Annotated in this window: 15 protein-coding genes; 8 read left to right on the top strand and 7 right to left on the bottom strand. The window is 72.0% G+C overall.

Annotated elements, in window-relative coordinates; all coding sequences use genetic code 11:
* Positions 1-84 precede the first annotated feature (84 nt).
* From glnII to AC5677_RS11260, 3 genes are all read right to left on the bottom strand, one after another.
* The gene (glnII, locus tag AC5677_RS11270) at positions 85-1,107 is read right to left on the bottom strand and encodes a glutamine synthetase (protein ID WP_497194888.1); all 1,023 of its coding nucleotides are present in this window, start codon (positions 1,105-1,107) and stop codon (positions 85-87) included.
* A 182-nt stretch (positions 1,108-1,289) separates the two neighbouring features.
* Positions 1,290-2,423 (bottom strand): ARPP-2 domain-containing protein, encoded by a 1,134-nt coding sequence (locus AC5677_RS11265; RefSeq protein WP_497194887.1) that lies wholly within the window; start codon positions 2,421-2,423, stop codon positions 1,290-1,292.
* Positions 2,420-3,895 carry a hypothetical protein gene (locus AC5677_RS11260; protein ID WP_497194886.1) on the bottom strand — a complete coding sequence of 492 codons (1,476 nt, stop codon included), beginning with the start codon at positions 3,893-3,895 and terminating at the stop codon, positions 2,420-2,422. The genes AC5677_RS11265 and AC5677_RS11260 overlap by 4 nt, the downstream gene beginning before the upstream one ends.
* Positions 3,896-4,165: 270 nt before the next feature.
* Here AC5677_RS11260 and AC5677_RS11255 point away from each other — a divergent pair, with 270 nt between their 5' ends.
* The 3 genes from AC5677_RS11255 (at position 4,166) to AC5677_RS11245 (ending at position 7,316) form a co-directional block, all read left to right on the top strand.
* Positions 4,166-5,065, top strand: a complete 900-nt coding sequence (locus AC5677_RS11255; RefSeq protein WP_497194885.1) for a Gfo/Idh/MocA family protein — start codon at positions 4,166-4,168, stop codon at positions 5,063-5,065.
* 173 nt (positions 5,066-5,238) lie between these two features.
* The gene (locus AC5677_RS11250; protein WP_497194884.1) at positions 5,239-6,834 is read left to right on the top strand and encodes an AMP-binding protein; all 1,596 of its coding nucleotides are present in this window, start codon (positions 5,239-5,241) and stop codon (positions 6,832-6,834) included.
* A 209-nt stretch (positions 6,835-7,043) separates the two neighbouring features.
* Positions 7,044-7,316 (top strand): hypothetical protein, encoded by a 273-nt coding sequence (locus AC5677_RS11245; RefSeq protein ID WP_497194883.1) that lies wholly within the window; start codon positions 7,044-7,046, stop codon positions 7,314-7,316.
* 84 nt (positions 7,317-7,400) lie between these two features.
* On the opposite strand, the gene AC5677_RS11240 is transcribed toward AC5677_RS11245, so the two are convergent.
* The 3 genes from AC5677_RS11240 to AC5677_RS11230 form a co-directional block, all read right to left on the bottom strand.
* On the bottom strand, positions 7,401-7,955 hold the full coding sequence (locus AC5677_RS11240; protein ID WP_497194882.1) for a PadR family transcriptional regulator: 555 nt from the start codon (positions 7,953-7,955) through the stop codon (positions 7,401-7,403).
* Positions 7,956-7,994: 39 nt separating this feature from the next.
* Positions 7,995-10,010, bottom strand: a complete 2,016-nt coding sequence (locus tag AC5677_RS11235; RefSeq protein WP_497194881.1) for an oxidoreductase — start codon at positions 10,008-10,010, stop codon at positions 7,995-7,997.
* A gap of 118 nt (positions 10,011-10,128) precedes the next feature.
* Positions 10,129-10,776 carry a TetR/AcrR family transcriptional regulator gene (locus tag AC5677_RS11230; protein WP_497194880.1) on the bottom strand — a complete coding sequence of 216 codons (648 nt, stop codon included), beginning with the start codon at positions 10,774-10,776 and terminating at the stop codon, positions 10,129-10,131.
* 164 nt (positions 10,777-10,940) lie between these two features.
* On the opposite strand from AC5677_RS11230, the gene AC5677_RS11225 reads away from it, so the two are divergent.
* The 5 genes from AC5677_RS11225 to AC5677_RS11205 all read left to right on the top strand — a co-directional run bounded on the left by AC5677_RS11225 (position 10,941) and on the right by AC5677_RS11205 (position 17,907).
* A complete protein-coding gene (locus tag AC5677_RS11225) occupies positions 10,941-12,494 on the top strand; it encodes an APC family permease (protein WP_497194879.1) in 1,554 nt (517 codons plus the stop codon).
* A gap of 119 nt (positions 12,495-12,613) precedes the next feature.
* A complete protein-coding gene (locus tag AC5677_RS11220) occupies positions 12,614-13,645 on the top strand; it encodes an agmatine deiminase family protein (protein ID WP_497194878.1) in 1,032 nt (343 codons plus the stop codon).
* A gap of 99 nt (positions 13,646-13,744) precedes the next feature.
* Positions 13,745-14,860 (top strand): agmatine deiminase family protein, encoded by a 1,116-nt coding sequence (locus AC5677_RS11215; RefSeq protein ID WP_497194877.1) that lies wholly within the window; start codon positions 13,745-13,747, stop codon positions 14,858-14,860.
* A 199-nt stretch (positions 14,861-15,059) separates the two neighbouring features.
* Entirely contained in the window at positions 15,060-17,648 is a 2,589-nt protein-coding gene (locus tag AC5677_RS11210; RefSeq protein ID WP_497194876.1) for an MDR family MFS transporter, read from the top strand.
* 1 nt (position 17,649) lies between these two features.
* Complete coding sequence (locus tag AC5677_RS11205; RefSeq protein WP_497194875.1) at positions 17,650-17,907, top strand: hypothetical protein; 258 nt, start codon at positions 17,650-17,652, stop codon at positions 17,905-17,907.
* 117 nt (positions 17,908-18,024) lie between these two features.
* Here the strand turns inward: AC5677_RS11205 and glnA are convergent, their stop codons facing one another.
* Positions 18,025-19,434, bottom strand: a complete 1,410-nt coding sequence (gene glnA, locus AC5677_RS11200) for a type I glutamate--ammonia ligase (protein WP_497194874.1) — start codon at positions 19,432-19,434, stop codon at positions 18,025-18,027.
* Positions 19,435-19,553: the final 119 nt, after the last annotated feature.

Raw genomic sequence — 19,553 nt, 5'->3', positions numbered from 1 at the left:
AATCGGCCGCCGCAGGGCACGCGAAGGGGCCGGACCACAGCGGCCCGGCCCCGGTTCGCGCTCTTCGACGGTGTGCTACCGGTCTCAGACCTGCTCGCGCCGCGCCAGCTCCGCGCAGCAGGTGTCCACCATCAGGCGGGTGACCACATACGGGTCGACGTTGGCGTTCGGCCGACGGTCCTCGATGTAGCCCTTCTTCTCGACCTCGACCTGCCACGGGATGCGCACCGAGGCGCCGCGGTCCGAGGCGCCGTAGGAGTACTGGTCCCACGGGGCGGTCTCGTGCGCGCCGGTCAGGCGGTCCTCGATGCCGGTGCCGTACTGGCGCACGTGCTCCAGCGGCTTGCCGTCCTGGCCCAGCGCCTCGCACGCGGTGATGATCGCGTCGTAGCCCTCGCGCATCGCCCGGGTGGAGAAGTTGGTGTGCGCGCCCGCGCCGTTCCAGTCACCCTTGGCCGGCTTGGCGTCCAGCGACGCGGTGACGCCGTACTCCTCGGACACCCGGTGCAGCAGCCAGCGCGCCACCCACATGTGGTCCGAGACCTCCAGCGGCGGCAGCGCGCCGACCTGGAACTCCCACTGGCCGGGCATGACCTCGGCGTTGATGCCGGACAGGCCGAGTCCGGCGGCCAGGCACAGGTCGAGGTGCTTCTCGACGATCTCGCGGCCGAAGATCGCGCCGGCGCCCACACCGCAGTAGTAGTCGGCCTGCGGGGCGGGGAAGCCACCGCCCTCGGGGAAGCCGAGCGGGCGGTCACCCTTGAGGAAGGTGTACTCCTGCTCGATGCCGAAGATCGGCTCCTGGTCGGCGAACTTCTCCGCGACCGGGCGCAGCAGGGCACGGGTGTTGGAGGAGTGCGGCGTGAGGTCGGTGTGCAGGACCTCACACAGGACCAGGAGGTGGTCGCCGCCGCGGATCGGGTCCGGACAGCTGAACACGGGCTCCAGGACGAGGTCCGAGGAGTGACCTTCGGCCTGGTTGGTGCTGGACCCGTCGAAGCCCCACCGGGGCAGCTTGCTCGCGTCCGCAAGGATCCTGGTCTTGGAACGGAGCTTGGCGGTCGGCTGGGTGCCGTCGATCCAGATGTACTCGGCCTTGATGGTCACGGGGTCCTCATATACGGGTAGGTGCGGGTACGCGTGCGGGCGTACCTCTGCACTCTGGCAATCAGCCGTTTCCCGTCCGTTGCCCGTATGTGAACCACAGGTTACTCAATCGGACATCCTTCAATTCCATGCCGTCTTGCCCGGAATTGCCTTGATTTGCCCGATCGAATGTCCCGGCAGGCCTATACATCATCCTTCAGCAGGTCCGCGAACCCCAGATGCCGGATCCGCCGCGCCAGCTCCTCGACGGCGATGTCCATCGCCGCCGCGGTCTCCCCGAGGTGCCAGTCGTGCGCGGCGAGCCGGTCCAGTATGTATCCACGCCGGACCTGCTTGTCGGAGAGCCGGAACGTCTTGAGATAGGCGACCCGGCCCTTCGCGTCGGTGATTATCTCGCCGATGTGCTGGGCGCGGTGCAGCGCGAACGGCGGCAGGAAACGGGACAGCCGGAACCGTCCCATCCGGTACACCTGGCGGACCGTATACGACTCGTCCAGCAGATCGCCCGCCATCAGGTCGTGATGCTGCTCCGCCCACTCCCGCTGCCGCCGCGCCGCGGCAGCGCGCAGATCCGCCACCGACGCGATGTACTCCGGCGCGATCCGCACCGTGAACTCCGGCACCGACCTGGGGCCGTACCGGCCGTACTGGTACATCAGCTCGCCGTACAGATCGTGCACCAGCGAGGGGTGCAGCGCCCGGTAGTCGTCCGGATGCGGCACCACGAACGCGGCCGCCAGCGCATCGGCGACGTACACCATCACCCCGCACTGCCCCGGATGGATCTCGAAGATCCGCAGCGCATCGCCGAGCCCGCGCACCTGCCCGCCCCGGTACGCCGTCTCCGCGCGCGGCGACAGCCCGTCGCGCACCGCACGCCGCGTCCACTCCTCCCACACGACGGACGGGCCGCCGAAATGCAGCGCCAGATAGCCGTCGAGCGCCAGGTGGAGCGGCAGGAAGCGCAGCCCCACCGGGTCGCCGCCCGCCGCCCGGGACCTGGGCTGCCGCTGCACCAGCTTGCGCGGCAGATGCAGCGGCGCGCAGTCCACCGGGTCGCGCCCGTCGCCGAACTGCGAGCCGTACGCGGCGGCGGGAGTGCCATCACCCGTCCAGTTCGCCACGAAACCATGCGGAATGTACGAGGTGTACGAGGTGCGCCGGCCGGCCGCCACCGTGGCCTCGCCCTCGTCGTAGATCTCGCGGTGCAGCCGCAGATCCGCGACCGGCTCCGCGCGCAGCAGCGGGACCAGCCGGACGGCACCCCACACCTGCGCCGGGCCGGTGCTCAGCCCGCCCAGATCCAGCCTGCTCATACCGCGTCCCCTTCCGGGCCCGTCGCCTCACCCAGGAACTGCCGCACCCGGTCGTCCAGGTGCGCGCGCAGCTCCGCCACCCCCGTACGGCCCTCCGCGAACCGCGCCAGCTGCACCAGCGCGGGCAGATCCTCGGCGTTGCGCACCCCCGCCGTCGGCACCGAGGCCGACAGCCGCCGTACGTCGAAGTCCTCCGCGTCGTACACCGGGTTGAGATGGACGACGGCCGTGCGGCCCTCCGGGTCCAGCGCGGTCCGCCATGCGCGCAGGACCTCACCGGCCAGCCCGGGCGGCGCGTTGTCCCAGCCGTCCGAGACGATCACCAGCCGCTCCGGCGCGGACTCCAGCGCGTCCAGCAGCCGCATACCGAGCGGCGTCGGCCCGTAGGGGTGGGCCAGCAGCGCGTCCTGCCGACCCGACGTCCACAGCGGCAGATAGCTCCCGGCGAGCGCCTCCAGCAGGAAATGACAGGCCAGCGCGACCGCCAGCGGGCGCTGCCGCTTCTGCCGCGACCCCGAGGCGGAGAAACTGTCGTCCAGGACGGCCGCCACCCGGCCCCACGTCCCGGCCTGCGCGCCCGCCGTGCGCCGCGCCGCGGCCCGCAGGGCACCGGTCAGCTCCGCGCGGCGCGCCACCCGGTCGTCGAGGGACAGCCCCAGGACGTAACCGGCCAGCCGGGTCAGCGGCATTCCGGTGAGGTCCGCGCCCACGTCCGCGCGGTGCGTACGGGCCGACTCCTGGAGGCGCAGCCGCTCCAGCCGCGTCATCCGGGGTGCGATGCGCTCCAGGAAGGTGCGGCGGTCGATGCCGCGCTTCGCCGCGAAGCCCTCCGCGACGGTGAACGGCAGCTCGTACAGGGCGCCCTGCTCGTAGTGCGCCCGCTGCCAGGCGTTGAGCAGCGGCGTGACGTAGTGCCTGCGGCGGCCCGGCGCGAAGAGGAAGTCGCCCAGCTCCCCGTGGTCGCCCGTGCTGCCGAGGGGCAGATGGGCGTGGCGCGCCGCGCACTTGAGACCGGAGCGGTATTTCACCGCGTCCAGTGCCGGGTCGGGTCGCGCGGCGAACCAGTCGCGCATGATCGCGCGGGTGCGGCGGTTGTTCACCTTGGCGGCGCGCAGCGCGCGGAACAGCCGGTACACCCGCGGCGCCGGCAGCCGCGCCAGCCGGGCCGCGACCAGCCGCCCCTCCACCCGGCGCTCCTCGGCACCCGCCTCGGCCGCCGACTCCAGCAGCCGCCGCACGATCAGCGCGGCGTTGTGGTCATTGATGTCGAGCGCGAGCGAAGCGGCGTACAGCGGGCGGTAGTTGACCCGTACGTACTCATGGAGGAAGTCCAGCGACATGTGCTGCGCGGCCTCGCCGGAGTGGAATTCGCGTTGCCCGGTGGAGGTGATCGCGGCATTCACGAACAGCAGCACATCCTCGGCCGCCACCAGATCCGCGTGCGTCGTTGCCGGCGCGGCGCGCGTCGCCATTCCGTCCTCCCCCGTAGCGAGAAGCCGGCCGGGGAATGGGGGCGCGAACAGCGAATCGTTGCTTAGCAGAGCAGGTCCGGAAGTCGCACCGGAGTCCCGCGGCCGGCTCGGGCAACCTAACACCCGCGGGGCGGGGCGGGCGCGGGGATTACGGGGGCGGGGAGTACGGGCGGGCGGGGGCGAACGATGCGGGGAGCACGGGCAGGGGGATTTCCGGCCGTCGGCCGCGGGACGCCGGAGGTTGTCAGTGGCGCGGGGGAGACTGGCGCCATGAACACTTCGGCCCCGGCTCTGCGCATCGGACTCGTCGGCACCGGCCCATGGGCGCGGCGGGTGCACGCCCCCGTTCTCGCCGCCCACCCCGGCGTCGCCCTCACCGGCGTCTGGGGGCGCAGACCCGCGGCCGCCGCCGAGCTGGCCGAGGCCCACGGTGCCCGCGCCCACGCCACCCCCGACGAGATGTTCGCCGAGTGCGACGCCGTCTCCCTCGCCGTACCGCCCTCCGTCCAGGCACCGTTGGCGATCCGGGCCGCCGAGGCCGGCTGCCACCTCCTCCTGGACAAGCCGGTCGCGACCACGGTGGCCGAGGCCCGCGCCGTGGCCGGGGCCGCCGACCGCGCGGGCCGCGCCTCGGTCGTCTTCTTCACCGCGCGCTTCGGGGAGCGCGAGGGCGCGTGGATCGCCGCCCAGGCGGCGGCCGGAGGCTGGTTCACGGCACACGCCGACTGGCTGGGGTCGGTCTTCGCCGAGGACAGCGACAGCCCGTACGCCGACTCGCTCTGGCGCCGGGAAAAGGGCGCCTTGTGGGACGTCGGCCCGCACGCCCTGTCCGTCCTGCTCCCCGTCCTCGGCGACGCGGAGACCGTCACCGCCACCCGCGGCCCGGCCGACACGGTGCTGCTGGCGATCCGTCATGCCGGCGGCGCGGCAAGCTCGGCGACGCTCAGCCTGACCGCCCCCGGGCCCGCGTCCGGCGTCGAGGTCACCCTGCGCGGCAGCGCGGGCACCACCGCACTGCCCCGCCGCCAGGCCGGCCCGGAGCCGGCCTTCCACCGGGCCGTCGACGCCCTGCTGGACGCCGCCCGCACGGGCCGGCCGCATCCCTGCGACGTCCGCTTCGGGGTACGGGTGACCGAGATCCTGGCAACGGCGGAGGAGGCATTGGGGTGAGCGGGGCACCCCGTGCCGCACCGGCCCTCCCCCTACGAGGATCCTTGTCGAGAAAGGCAGGATCGACCCGCCGTACCGCCCTGCCGCCCTGCTGCGCCACGGCCAGGGGGGCAACGGGCGATGACAGGACGACCGGCCACCACCCGCCCCACCGACCCGAGGAGCAGCACCCGATGACGCACGCCACCGAGCCCCGCCCCACCGACACCACCGGCCCCGTCAGCTACGTCGAACCCCTCCTCGCCGCCCTCGCCCGCGACCCGGCCTGCCCCGCGGTGACCTCCGAGGACGGCACGGTCACGACCGCCGGCGCCTTACATGCCACCGTGCACCGCATGGCGGCCGTGCTCGCCGACCGCGGCATCGGCCGCGGCCGCACCGTCTCCCTCCTCAGCGGCAACCGCCCCGAGGTGCTCGCCGCCCGCTACGCCGCCAACCTCCTCGGCGCCCGCGTGGTCTTCCTGTACGTCGGCATGGCCCCCGAAATCCTGGCCCGCATCGCGGACAGCGTGGATACCGCCCTGCTGCTCGTCGACCCCGAACTCCACGACACCGCACGGGCGCTGCTCGGCCACCTCGACGCCCCGGCTCCCGAGGTCATGACCCTCGGCCCGGTGCCCACGGACACCGCCGCCCCGGGCCCTGACCTCCTGGCCGCCTGCGCCGCGCTCCCCGCCACCCCCGACGTCCCGTGCGCCGCCCGCCCCGAGGACGACTGGTGCATCCGCCACACCGGCGGCACGACCGGCATTCCCAAGGGGGTCCGGATGGCGAACGCCCCGTACGCCCGGATGGTCGCCCAGTGGCTGCCGGCCGGCGACGATGCCCCGCCCCGCTTCCTCGCCTGCACCTCACTCGCCCACCTGGCGGGCATCCTCGCCGACACCGCCCTCGCGGCCGGCGGCACGGTCGTACTGCACCGCACCTTCGACCCCACCGCCGTGCTCGCCGCCATCGCCCGCGAGCGCATCACCCACCTCTGGCTGCTGCCCCCGCTCCTCTACCGCCTCCTGGACGACCCCACCCTCCCCACCACCGACCTCGGCTCGCTCACCAGCATCACCTACGGCGGCTGCCCCGCCTCGCCCACCCGGCTGCAGCAGGCGGCCAAGGCCTTCGGTCCGGTGCTGTACGGGATGTACGGCATGTCCGAGGCGATGCTGATCACCGTGGCCCTCCCGGAGGACCACACCCCGACCGGCCCCGGCGGCCGGATCACCGTCGGCCGCGCGATGCCCGGCGTGGAGCTCGCCATCCGCGACGCGGCGGGACGGGACCTGCCGGTGGGGGAGCAGGGGGAGGTCCATGTGCGCTCCGCCGGTGTGACGACCGGCTACTGGAAGCAGCCCGAGCAGACCGCGCAGGTGCTGCCCGGCGACGGCTGGCTGCGCACCGGCGACGTCGGCGTTCTGGACGACGAGGGCCGGCTCTACCTCGTCGACCGGGTCAAGGACCTGATCATCGTCGTCGGCGGCCATGTCCATCCGGCGGAGGTCGAGGACCTGCTGCACACCCACCCGGCGGTCGCCCACTGCGCGGTCTACGGGGTGCGGACGCCCGATGAGGCGGAGGAGGTGCATGCCGCGGTGGTGCCCGCGCCGGGCCACACCGTGGACCCCGAGGCGCTCCGAGCCTTCGTCACCGAGCACAAGGGCGCCCTCTACGCCCCCGTCGCCGTCCATGTGGTCGACGAGATCCCGCTCACCCCCGTCGGCAAGCCCGACAAAAACCTCCTCCGGGCGACGACCACGAAGCCCGCGACGCCCTGACCGGGGACGGCCGCGACGCCCTGACCGGGGCCGTCCGGGAGGCCGTCGAAAACACCGTCCGAAGCGCCGTCCGGAGCGCCGTCCGGAGTACTGGCCGGAGCGCTGGCCAGGGGGCTCAAATCCCCCCTGGCCAGGGGCTTTTGTCAGTGGTGGCCGGTAGAATGGGAACCAGTCAGTGAGGGTTCACCCAGCACTCCAGGAGGTCGCCGATGGCCGCTGCCGCACTCATGACGAAGCCTCTCCCGAGCCACCCGCTGCCCAAGAAGCCGCTGCCGGCCGGATGGCCGCGCGAACGCTACGAATCCCACAACCGCCGCCTGAAGGCCATGCGCCTGGCCATAGCCCTGCTCGACACCGGCGTCTACCGCCCCGAGCAGGCCCACAACCGCAGGATCCGCAGCACCGCGGCCGCCATCGGCGTGCACGCGCCGTCCGACGCGACCTGCCGCCTGGTCCGGTCCCTCATCTACGACAACTGCTGACGCCGACAGCTGATGCCGACCGCTGACAACGACACCCGCTGACAACGAAACCGCCGACGGTGCGGGCGGGCGGCCGGTCCGGGGCTACTCCCCGGGCCGCCCGCCCGCGCCCATCTCCTCGACCTCCGCCAGCGCCTCGTCCAGCCACGCCACCCAGAAGGTCTCCAGCCCGATCCCGGCGCGCAGCACGAGCCGCCGCAACCGGTCCTCGGGGCCGGCCGGGGACCCGAAATCGCGGCTCTCGATCTCTTCGTACTCCGTCAACTGCCGCCGGTGCAGCGCCAGATGGCGGCGCAGCTCCTCGTCGAGCCCCGCGCGCCCCACCACCGCCGCCGCCCGCAGCCGCAGCAGCAGCGCGTCCCGGATGGGCTTGGACTCCTGCTCACCGGACGCCCAGTCGGTCAGCTCCGCGCGGCCCGCGGGCAGCACCTCGAACTCCTTCTTCTGCCCACGGGCCGGCCGCTCGGACGGCAGTGCGCGGATGAGCCCGGCCTGTTCCAGCTTCCCCAGCTCGCGATAGATCTGCTGATGCGTCGCCGACCAGAAGTAGCCGATCGACCGGTCGAACCTGCGCGTCAGCTCCAGCCCCGAGGAAGGCTTCTCGAGCAGCGCGGTGAGAATCGCATGCGGAAGGGACATGAGGAGATCCTAGGCACCGCGCTCACCCCGTCGGCCGGGTCACAGGGCCGCCGCCAGCTCCGTCCCCTGCGCGATGGCCCGCTTGGCATCCAGCTCCGCCGCGACATCCGCGCCGCCGATCAGATGCACCGCCCGCCCCTCGGCCCGCAGCTCCTCGTACAGATCCCGCCGCGGCTCCTGCCCCGTGCACAGCACGACCGTGTCCACGGCCAGCGTGCCAGGCGTGCCGTCGACCGTGAGGTGCAGCCCCTCGTCGTCGATCCGCCCGTACGACGCCCCCGCGACCATCGTCACGCCCCGGTGCCGGAGTTCCGTACGGTGGATCCAGCCCGTCGTCTTGCCCAGCCCGGCGCCGACCTTCGACGTCTTGCGCTGGAGCAGATGCACCTGGCGCGGGACCGCGGGCCGCTCCGGGGCCCGCAGCCCGCCGCGCTCGCCGTACGTCATGTCCACACCCCAGGCGCGGAAGTACGTCTGCGCGTCCCGGCTCGCGCCGTCCCCGGCATCGGTCAGGAACTCCGCGACATCGAAGCCGATGCCGCCCGCCCCGAGGATCGCGACGCGCTCGCCCACCTCCGCGCCGTCGCGCAGCACATCGAGATAGCTGACCACGCTCGGATGGTCGATGCCCTCGATCTCCGGTACCCGCGGCACCACCCCGGTCGCGACGACCACCTCGTCGTACGCCTCCAGGTCGGCGGCCGTGACGGTGGCGCCGAGCCGCACCTCGACCTTGTGCACCGCGAGCTGGGTGCGGAAGTACCGCAAGGTCTCCTCGAACTCCTCCTTGCCCGGCACCCGCTTGGCGATGTTCAGCTGTCCGCCGATCTCCTCGGCCGCATCGAACAGCGTCACCTCATGCCCCCGCTCGGCGGCCGAAACGGCGCACGCCAGCCCGGCGGGACCGGCCCCGACGATCCCGATGCGCTTGCGGCGCCGGGTCGGTGAGAGCACCAGCTCGGTCTCGTGGCAGGCCCGCGGATTGACCAGACACGACGTGATCTTCCCGCTGAAGGTGTGGTCGAGGCAGGCCTGATTGCAGCCGATGCAGGTGTTGATCTCGTCGGCCCGCCCCTGCTGCGCCTTGCCGACGAAGTCCGGATCGGCGAGGAACGGCCGGGCCAGCGACACCATGTCCGCCCGCCCGTCGGCGAGCAACTCCTCCGCCACCTCGGGGGTGTTGATGCGGTTGCTGGTCACCAGGGGAACGGAGACCGACCCCATCAGCCGCTTCGTCACCCAGGTGTACGCGCCGCGCGGCACCGACGTCGCGATGGTCGGGATCCGGGCCTCGTGCCAGCCGATCCCGGTGTTGATGATCGTCGCACCCGCCGCCTCGATCTCCTTGGCGAGCGCGATCACCTCTTCCAGGGTGGAGCCGCCCGGCACCAGGTCCAGCATCGACAGCCGGTAGATCAGAATGAAGTCCGTACCGACCCGCTCGCGGATACGCCGCACGATCTCCAGCGGGAAGCGCACCCGGTTCTCGTACGAGCCGCCCCACCGGTCCGTACGGTGATTGGTCGCCCCGGCGATGAACTCATTGATCAGGTACCCCTCGGAGCCCATGATCTCCACACCGTCGTACCCGGCGGACCGGGCCAGTTCGGCCGCCCGCGCATAGTCCTCGACGGTCTGCTCGACCTCGTCGTCGGTCAGCGCATGCGGGGTGAAGGGGCTGATCGGAGCCTGGATCGCACTGGGGGCCACCAGCTGCTCGTGGTACGCGTACCGCCCGAAGTGCAGGATCTGCATCGCGATCCGCCCGCCCGCCGCATGTACCGCGTCCGTCACGGTGCGGTGCTGCGCCGCCTCCGCCTCGGTGGTGAGCTTGGCGCCGCCGTCGTACGGCCGGCCGGCCTCGTTCGGCGCGATGCCGCCGGTCACCATCAGGCCGACGCCGCCCCGTGCCCGCGCGGCGTAGAAGGCCGCCATCCGCTCGAAGCCGTTCTCGGCCTCCTCCAGGCCGATATGCATCGATCCCATCAGCACCCGGTTGGGGAGCGTGGTGAACCCGAGGTCGAGGGGGCTCATCAGGTGGGGGTACGGGCTCATCGGGCGCCTCCTTGGACAGCGGTCGTCAGGGACGTTCTAGTCCACCCGAAGGTTGTTGTGCAACAAGTTGCATAAAGAGTGACGCGTACGACGCCGACACCCCGCGGCACCGGCCCCGCTACGACCCCTCGGGCCCGCGCCGCTGCTGCGCGGCCAGCCCGTCGAGCATCAGCCCCAGCCCCAGTTCGAACCCCCGGTCGTCCAGCGCCGCCCTTCCGGCGCCGGTCCCGGCCGCGGCCTCCAGGGAGTCGGCGAGGGCCGGATACGTCGGCCGGTAGCCGTCCGGGGAGCGCGCGAAGCCCGCGGTGAACGTCTCCAGGGCGGAGCCGAGCACCAGATAGTCCAGGGCCGCCGCCGCCTCGGCCGCCCGCTCCGGAGTGCAGCCGGCCCGGCCCAGGGCGGCGAGCAGGCTGTCGTACCCGCGCAACGCCTTGTCGGCCTCGACCCTGCGCCGCGCGACCAGGGCGATCATGTTCGGGTGGCGCAGATACACCCGGCGGTAGCCCCGGGCGTAGGCGGCGATGCCCTGCCGCCAGTCCGGGTCCTCCAGCGGCGTCAGATCGATCTCTTCGTTGATCAGCTGTGAGGCGGCGTCCAGTGCGTCCTCCTTGGACGCGACGTGATGGTAGAGCGACGCTCCGCGCACCCCGAGACGCTCCGCGAGCGTCCGCATCTTGAGCGCCTGGGGACCCTCCTGGTCGAGGAGGTCGAGGGTGGCGCGAGCGATGATCTCGCGGCTCAGCAGCGCCCGGCTCGGTCGGCCCATGTGGTGCTCCCCCTACTTCCTGCCGCCTGCCGCCAGGTTATCCGGCGGTAGGGCTTCACAGGCGGGCAGGGCCGGGCTATGGTCCCCGCAACCCAATATCTAACAACGTTAGATTTAGGCTCCGGGGCGCGCCGCGACCGTCCCCCCTTCCCCCGAAGGTGCTCATGACTGATCCCACCCCCATGGCTCCCGCCGACGGATCCCCGCCGGACAGCGACGCCGCCCGCCTCCAGGACCTGGGCTACCGCCAGGAGCTGCGCCGCAGCCTCGGCGTGCTGGGCAACATCTCCATGGGCTTCGCCGTCGTCTCCCCGGTCGTGGCGCTGTACGCGGTGGCCATGGTCGGCACGATGGTCGCCGGACCCGCCTGGATCTGGGCGCTGCCGCTCGTCCTGCTCGGCCAGTGCCTGGTCGTCAACGTCTACTCCGAGCTCACCTCCCAGTGGCCCGTCGCCGGCGGCCCGTACCAGTGGGGCCGCCGCCTCCTGGGGCCGTCCTTCGGCTGGATGGGCGGCTGGGTGTGGCAGTTCGCCGTGATGTTCGGCAACACCACCGTGGCCTACCTTGCCGCACCCTGGGTCTTCGCCCTGATCGGCGTCACGCCCTCACCGGGGCAGATGGTGGCCGTGTCGATGGCCATCCTCATCGGCTGCATGCTGGTCAACGCCTACGGCATCAAGATCCTCAGCCTGGTCGTGTCCCTGGGCATCGCCGCCGAGGCGATCGCCTCGGTGCTGGTCGGCCTGACGCTGCTGCTGTTCTTCCGCGAGCACGGCTTCGCCCTGTTCACCACGACCATGGGGGCCGAGGCGCTGTCCGGCGGCTCCTCCGTCCTGGCCTTCCTCGCCGCCGTCGCCGTCGCCGGCTGGGCCTTCATCGGCTTCGACGCCTGCGTCTCCACCTCCGAGGAGACCAAGGACGCCGGCCGCCAGGTGCCGCGCGCCATGTGGTGGTCGCTGCTCAGCGTCGGCGCCGTGGTGATCCTCAACGCCATGGCGGTCGCCCTCGCCCATCCGCACCCCGAGAAGGTCGTGTCGGACCAGGACCTCGACCCGGTGACCACCGCCGTGACCACCGCCTTCGGCTCGTGGTCGGACAAGCCCTTCGTCGCCGTCGTCCTCGTCGGCTTCCTGGCCTGCGCGATGGCGTCCCAGGGCGGTGCCGCCCGCGGTCTGTACTCCCTCGCCCGGGACGGCGTCTTCCCGTGCTCCGCGCAGGTCAAGAAGGTCAACGGGCGCCAGGCCCCGATCGGCGGCCTGATCGCCTCCACCCTGGTGAGCGGCACCGCCCTGCTGCTCGGCCTGAACGCCACCGCCATCGGCAGCCTGATCGCCTTCGGCACCGCGGCCACCTTCCTGCCGTTCTTCCTCACCGCGCTGGCCGCACTGATCGCCCGGCTGCGCGGTACCTGGGTCCCGTCCGGCCACATCCGGCAGGGCGCGAAGGGCACCTTCCTCAATGTGCTGGCGGTCCTGTGGACCGGCTTCGAGGTCGTCAACGTCTGCTGGCCGCGGGAGATCCTCGCCCCGCCCGGCGCGCCCTGGTACCAGGTCTGGGCCGGTCTCCTCGGCACCGCCGTGATCATCCTCATCGGACTGCTCTACCTGGTCGTCAAGCGGCCGCAGGACACGATCCGCGCCGCCGACGCCACCCCGGCACCCGCCGCCGGCGAGCCGGCCGCCGAGGCCACCGGCGCACTCGCCACCGAGGCCCCCTGATTCCTCGCGGCCCGTCACCCGGGTCCGCCAACCGGCCCGGCCCCAGGCCCGCGAGACCCCGCACCCCCCACCACCCGATAAGCACAACGGGCGAGCCCGCTCGCCCCGAGGAGTCATTCATGAACATGCCCACGACCCGCCGGGCGGAGCTCCGTGCGCCCGCCGAGTGGGAGCCGCACGCCGGCGCGCTGATGGCCTGGCCGCACGACGAGGACGGCGGCTGGGGCGGCAATCTGCCCGCGGCGCAGGCCGAGATCGCCACCATCGCGCGGACCATCGCCCGCTTCGAGCCGGTCACGATGGTGGCCGAGCCGGGCACCGCCGACGACGCCCGCCGCGCGTGCGGAGACGCCGTAACGGTCATCGAGCACCCCGTCGACGACTGCTGGACCCGCGACACCGCGCCGATCTTCGCCCTCGACCGGACCGGCACCACGGTGACCGGGCTGGACTTCGCCTTCAACGGCTGGGGCGGCCAGTTCCCGTACGAGAAGGACAACCTGCTGCCGGTGGGTGCCTGCGAGCACCTCGGCGTGCCCCGCAAGCCCGTCGACATGGTGCTGGAGGGCGGCGCCGTCCTCACCGACGGCGAGGGCACGCTCATCACCACCGAGGAGTGCCTGCTCCACCCCAACCGCAACCCCCACATGGCCCGCGACGAAATCGAGCGCACCCTGCTCGACGCGTACGGCGCCGACAAGCTCATCTGGCTCCCGTACGGCCTCGACGGCGACGACACCACCAACGGCCATGTCGACCTCGTCGCCGCCTACCTCGCCCCGGCCAAGGTCCTGCTGCACACCCAGCCCGACACCAGCCGTCGCAACCACGCCCGGATGGCGGCCAACAAGGCCGTCCTCCAAGGCACCACGGACGCCCGCGGCCGGTCCTTCGAACTCGTCGAGCTGCACCAGCAGCCGCACTACACCCTCGGCGACGACGATGTGGTCACGTTCAGCTACACGAACTACTACCTCACCGCCGCCGCCGTGATCGTCCCCACCTCGGGCACCGCCGAGGACGAACTCGCCCTGGCCCGCCTCCGCCCGGTCTTCCCCGACCGGGAAGTGATCGGTGTCCCCGCGGCCACCCTCGCCTGGGGCGGTGGCGGCGTCCACTGCGTCACCCAGCACATCCCGCGCGCCCGGTAGCGCGCCCCTGAACCTCGGGAGCCGCCCCGCCGGGCGGCTCCCGAGTCCTCCCTCATCCGTGCGGACGGGACCGTCCGCCCTTTGTCCAGGAGTGATCTCATGAACGTGACAAGAATGTCCCGTCGTGGTTTCCTCGGCGCCGCAGCCATGACGGCCGCCGCGGTCACCACCTTCAGCGGCCGCGCCCTCGCCGCCACCTACAACGGCGAGAACTACACCGCGCCCGCCGAGTGGGAGGCGCACTCCGGCTGTGTCATGGCCTGGCCCTGGGACCGCACCGACGGCTGGGGAGCACTGCTGAACGACGTCCAGGCCGAGATCGCCGGCATCGCCACCGCCATCGCCCAGTACGAGCCGGTCGTCATGTTCGCCGAACCGGGCGAGGCCGCCGCGGCCCGCGCGCAGTGCGGCAGCACCGTCACCGTCACCGAGTACCCGGTCAACGACTGCTGGGCCCGCGACACCGGACCGATCTTCGCCCTCAACCAGCCGAAGAACGCAAAGCTCGGCCTCGACTTCGGCTTCAACGGCTGGGGCAACAAGTACCCGTTCGACAAGGACGACTTCCTGCCCGTCGGCGTCTGCCAGTACCTGAACGTCCCCCGCCAGGACGTCGCGATGATCCTCGAGGGCGGATCCGTCATCACCGACGGGCAGGGCACGCTCATCACCACCGAGGAGTGCCTGCTCAACCCCAACCGCAACCCCGGCATGACCAAGGCCCAGATCGAGAGCACCCTGCGCGCGGCCTACGGCGCCACCAAGGTCATCTGGCTGCCCTACGGCCTGGCCTTCGACGACATCACCAACGGGCACGTCGATCTGATCGCCGCCTACCTCGGCCCCGCCAAGCTCCTGATCCACACCCAGCCCGACACCGCCAACCCGAACCACGACCGGATGGAAGCCAACCGCGCCGTCCTGCAGAACACCACCGACGCCCGCGGCCGCAGCTTCCAGCTCGTGGAGATGCACCACCAGCCGCAGTTCACGCACCACGGGCTGCAGGTGAAGACGTTCAGCTACACCAACTACTACGAGACCGGCGGCAGCGTGGTCGTCCCCACCGCCGGTGAGTCGACGGACGCCCTCGCCCTCGCCCAGCTCCAGACGCTGTTCCCGGCCAAGCAGATCGTGGGCAAGTTGGCCCGCACCCTCGCCTGGGGCGGTGGCGGCGTGCACTGCGTGACCCAGCACATCCCGGCGACGCAGTAGCGCAGGACGCGGCGCCGCGGCAGCTGTACGGGGGTCAGCTCTGCGGCGCCGTACGCGCGGACACCGCGGCGCCCGGGCGGCCGCCGCCCGGGGGCGCGACGCACGCAAAGGGACGTACAACGGGCGGCCGCAGCGGAAAGGAAGCAAGGGAAGTGCGGAATCCCGTACCGGGGCCCGCACCGTGGATTACCTTGCCCCCGTGGACCAGTTGATCCCCTCAGACCCGACGCACATAGGCCCGTACCGCCTGATCGCCCGCCTCGGCGCCGGCGGTATGGGCCTGGTCTATCTGGGCCGTTCCGAGGCCGGGCGGACCGTCGCGGTCAAGGTCGTCCAGGACGAGCACGCACAGCACCCGGAGTTCCGCAGACGCTTCGCCCGTGAAGTGGCGGCCGCCCGGCGGGTGGGCGGCACCTGGACGGCGGACGTGCTCGACGCCGACACCGAGGCCGCGGTGCCCTGGGTGGCGACCCAGTACATCCCGGGGCCCGACCTGACCACCGTGGTGGCGGACGACTTCGGGCCGCTGCCCGAGAACTCCGTGCGGGTGCTGGCCAACCGCCTCGCCCTCGCCCTCCAGGCGGTGCACGAAGCGGGCCTGATCCACCGGGACCTCAAACCGTCCAACGTCCTGGTGACGGTGGACGGCCCGCGCGTCATCGACTTCGGCATCGCCCGCGCCATGGACAGCCTCGCCGGGGACAGCCTGCACACCCGCACCGGCATGCTGATCGGCTCCCCCGGCTTCATGTCACCCGAGCAGGTACGCGGCCTCGAACTCACCCCCGCCAGCGATGTGTTCTGCCTGGGCGCCGTCCTCGTCTTCGCCGCCACCGGACGCCTGCTCTTCGGCGCCACGGAGACCGGGCTGAACGCCCACCTCTTCCGGATCGCCGAGGAGGAGGCGGACCTGGCCGGCGTACCGGCGTCGCTGCTCGATCTCGTCCGCGAGTGCCTCGCCAAGGACCCGGCCGAGCGGCCCACCCTCCAGCAGGTCGCCGCCCGCACGGAGGCGGACGCGGACGGGGAGTGGCTGCCGGGCGCGGTGCTGGCCCAACTCGGCCGCCATGCCGCCCAGTTGCTGGACTACGCCCCCGAGACGGCCGTCGGCACGCCCGCTGCCGCCGCCGCTGCGGCGCCGCAGCCGTCGGCACCGCCGCCGCCCGCGTACTCGCCCACCACCCCGGCGCACTCCGTCCCCCCGCAGGGCTTCGGACCACCCCCGGGCGCGGCCCCCCACGCCTGGCCCGCCGCCCCCGTCCCGCCCCATCTCCAGGACCCTTCGCTCCCGCACCCCAGGCGCTGGGGCGGCCTGGCGGTGGTCGCACTTGTACAGCTGTTCGTGCTGCTCGACGCGGCGTCCCTGCGGCTGGCGATGCCGTCCGTCATGGCCGACCTGCACTTGCCCTCCGACGCCCTGAGCCCACTGTTCACCGCGTACGAACTGGCCTTCGGCGGGCTGCTGCTGCTCGGCGGGCATCTCGCGGACCTGGTGGGCCGCAAGCGGATGCTGATCATCGGGCTGGCCGGCTTCGCGGCGGCCGCGGCGCTCGGCGGTCTCGCCCCCACGTCCGGCGTGCTGGTCGCCGCCCGCGCCCTGCAGGGCGTCTGCGCCGCACTGCTGTCGCCGGCCGCACTGGGACTGGTGGCGGCCAACTTCACCGACCCGAAGGAACGCGGCAAGGCCTTCGGGATCTACGCCGCGGTCGCCGCCGGCGGCTCGGCGGTCGGCCTGCTCGCCGGCGGATGGCTGCTCGAGTACCTGGGCAGCTGGCGTATCTCCCTGTTCGCCCTCGTCCCCCTCACAGTCATCGTCCTGATCGGTGCGGCCACCCTGGTGCACGACCGTCCGGTGCGCACCGGCCCCCGCTTCGACGCGCCGGGCCTGCTGCTCGGCTCCGGCGGAATCCTCGCCCTCGTCCACGGCTTCCACGAGACGGCCTCGCGCGGCTGGACCGACCTCCTGGTGCTGGCCCTGTTCGCGGTCGGCATCGCCCTGCTCGTGGCCTTCGCGGCGTGGCAGCGCAAGGCGGCCACCCCGCTCCTGCCGCAGTACCTCACCCGGGACCGCAATCGCCTCGGCGCCTTCCTCGGGCTGTTCCTGGCCGGCGCCGGCACGTTCGCCCTCTTCCCGACCCTGACCGCGTACCTGCAGACCGTCCAGGGCTACTCCCCGTTCGGTACGGCCATGGCGATCCTGCCCACGGCCGTCGCGGTCGTCATCGGCGCCACCCAGGTCTCCGCCCGTCTGCTGCACCGCGTGGCGCCACGCAACCTGATCCTGCCGGGCCTGCTGCTCACCGCGCTCGGCCTGGCGTTGCTGGCCCTCCTCACCCCCGACAGCCAGTACGCCACCCTGGTCCTGCCCGCCATGCTCCTCGCCGGCCTCGGCCTCGGCACGGCCCTGATGCCCCTGTTCTCCCTCGCCACGGCCGGCATCGCCGCACCGGACTGCGGCGGGGGCGCGGCAGCGACCACCACGGCCCAGCAGCTGGGCGGGACGCTCGGCGCGGCGCTGTTCAGCAGCATCCTCTCCTCGGCCCTCGCCTCCGGGCTGCGGATGCTCCGCGGGTTCGGCTCCACCTCCGCCCATGCGGTCGGCAACCCCCAGGCCATCAACCCGCGCCAGCTCCCACCGCAGGTGGCGCAAGCGATCACCAAGGCAACCCTCGGCGGCTACACCACCGCCCTGTGGTGGTCCGTAGGCATCACACTCCTCGCAGCCCTGACCGCGACCCTGCTGGTCAGGTCCACCGCCCCGGCACACGACCAGCGGGAGAACGGCTGACATGGCTCGCCGCAAGGACAAGACGAAGCGAACGGCCCTCAAGCCGCCCGCCCCCGGCCCGTTACCCGAGCTGGAACGCGAGGGCTACGGCGACGCCCAGCCCGACCCGCTCGACTCGATGGCGAAAAAGGCCGACAGAGGCGAGAAGTTCACCACGTACGGAGAAAAACCGGAGACCGGAGAACGCGACCTCCACGACGAAGAATGGCGCCCCCACGACCGCCAAGGCCCCTACGGCCAACGCCGCCGCCGGAACTGACCCCTTCCCACACGCCCAAAAAAGGCCGCCGGCCGTGCCCCCCGAAACGGGAGGAACACGGCCGACGGCCCACAGACGACCCGGGGGAGCGGAAACCCGCTCCGGCCCGCGGCGATCTTAGATGTCGAAGTACAGCTCGAACTCGTGCGGGTGCGGCCGCAGCTGGATCGGCGCGATTTCGTTGGTGCGCTTGTAGTCGATCCAGGTCTCGATCAGGTCGGAGGTGAAGACGCCGCCCTGCTGGAGGTACTCGTTGTCGGCCTCGAGGGCGTCGAGGACGGCCGGGAGGGAGGTCGGGACCTGGGGGACGCCCGCGTGCTCCTCGGGGGCGAGCTCGTAGAGGTCCTTGTCGATCGGCTCGGCGGGCTCGATCTTGTTCTTGACGCCGTCGAGGCCCGCGAGGAGGAGGGCGGAGAAGGCGAGGTAGGGGTTCGACGACGGGTCCGGGGCGCGGAACTCGACGCGCTTGGCCTTCGGGTTCGAACCCGTGATCGGGATGCGCATGGCCGCGGAGCGGTTGCGCTGCGAGTAGACCAGGTTGACCGGGGCCTCGAAGCCGGGGACCAGGCGGTGGTAGGAGTTCACCGTCGGGTTGGTGAAGGCCAGCAGCGACGGGGCGTGCTTGAGGATGCCGCCGATGTAGTAGCGGGCGGTGTCCGAGAGGCCCGCGTAGCCCTGCTCGTCGTAGAAGAGGGGCGCGCCGCCCTGCCACAGGGACTGGTGGACGTGCATGCCGGAGCCGTTGTCACCGAAGATCGGCTTGGGCATGAAGGTGGCGGTCTTGCCGTTGCGCCAGGCGACGTTCTTGACGATGTACTTGAACAGCATCAGGTCGTCGGCGGCGGCGAGGAGGGTGTTGAACTTGTAGTTGATCTCCGCCTGGCCGGCCGTGCCGACCTCGTGGTGCTGGCGCTCGACCTCAAGGCCGGAGGCCTCGAGCTCGAGGGAGATCTCGGCGCGCAGGTCGGCGAAGTGGTCGACCGGCGGGGCCGGGAAGTAGCCGCCCTTGTAGCGGACCTTGTAGCCGCGGTTGTCCTCGACCGCACCGGTGTTCCAGGCGCCGGCCTCGGAGTCGATGTGGTAGAAGGATTCGTTCGACTTGGTCTCGAAACGGACGCTGTCGAAGACGTAGAACTCGGCCTCGGGACCGAAGTACGCGGTGTCCGCGATGCCGGTGGAGGCGAGGTAGGCCTCGGCCTTCTTGGCGATGTTGCGCGGGTCACGGCTGTACTGCTCGCCGGTGATCGGGTCGTGGATGAAGAAGTTGATGTTGACCGTCTTGTCGCGGCGGAAGGGGTCCACGCGGGCCGTCGACAGGTCGGCGCGCAGCGCCATGTCGGACTCGTGGATGGCCTGGAAGCCGCGGATCGAGGAGCCGTCGAAGGCGAGCTCCTCGGCCGGGTCGAACGCCTTCGCCGGGATCGTGAAGTGCTGCATCACACCGGGCAGGTCGCAGAACCGGACGTCGATGAATTTGACGTCCTCGTCCGCGATGAACTTCTTGGCCTCGTCGGCGTTCTGGAACATCCCACTCCTCCTAGCCCGGTCACCGGTCGGCGGACCCGGGGTTGCCGGGGTTGCTACTCGGAGCGCGTCCCTGTGCAGTGGCGCGCTCGCCCGACCTTAGGCAGGCGGGATTTCTCAAG

The organism is Streptomyces sp. JLSY215, from assembly GCF_059682825.1.
This window is presented reverse-complemented; position numbering and strand designations above follow the sequence as displayed.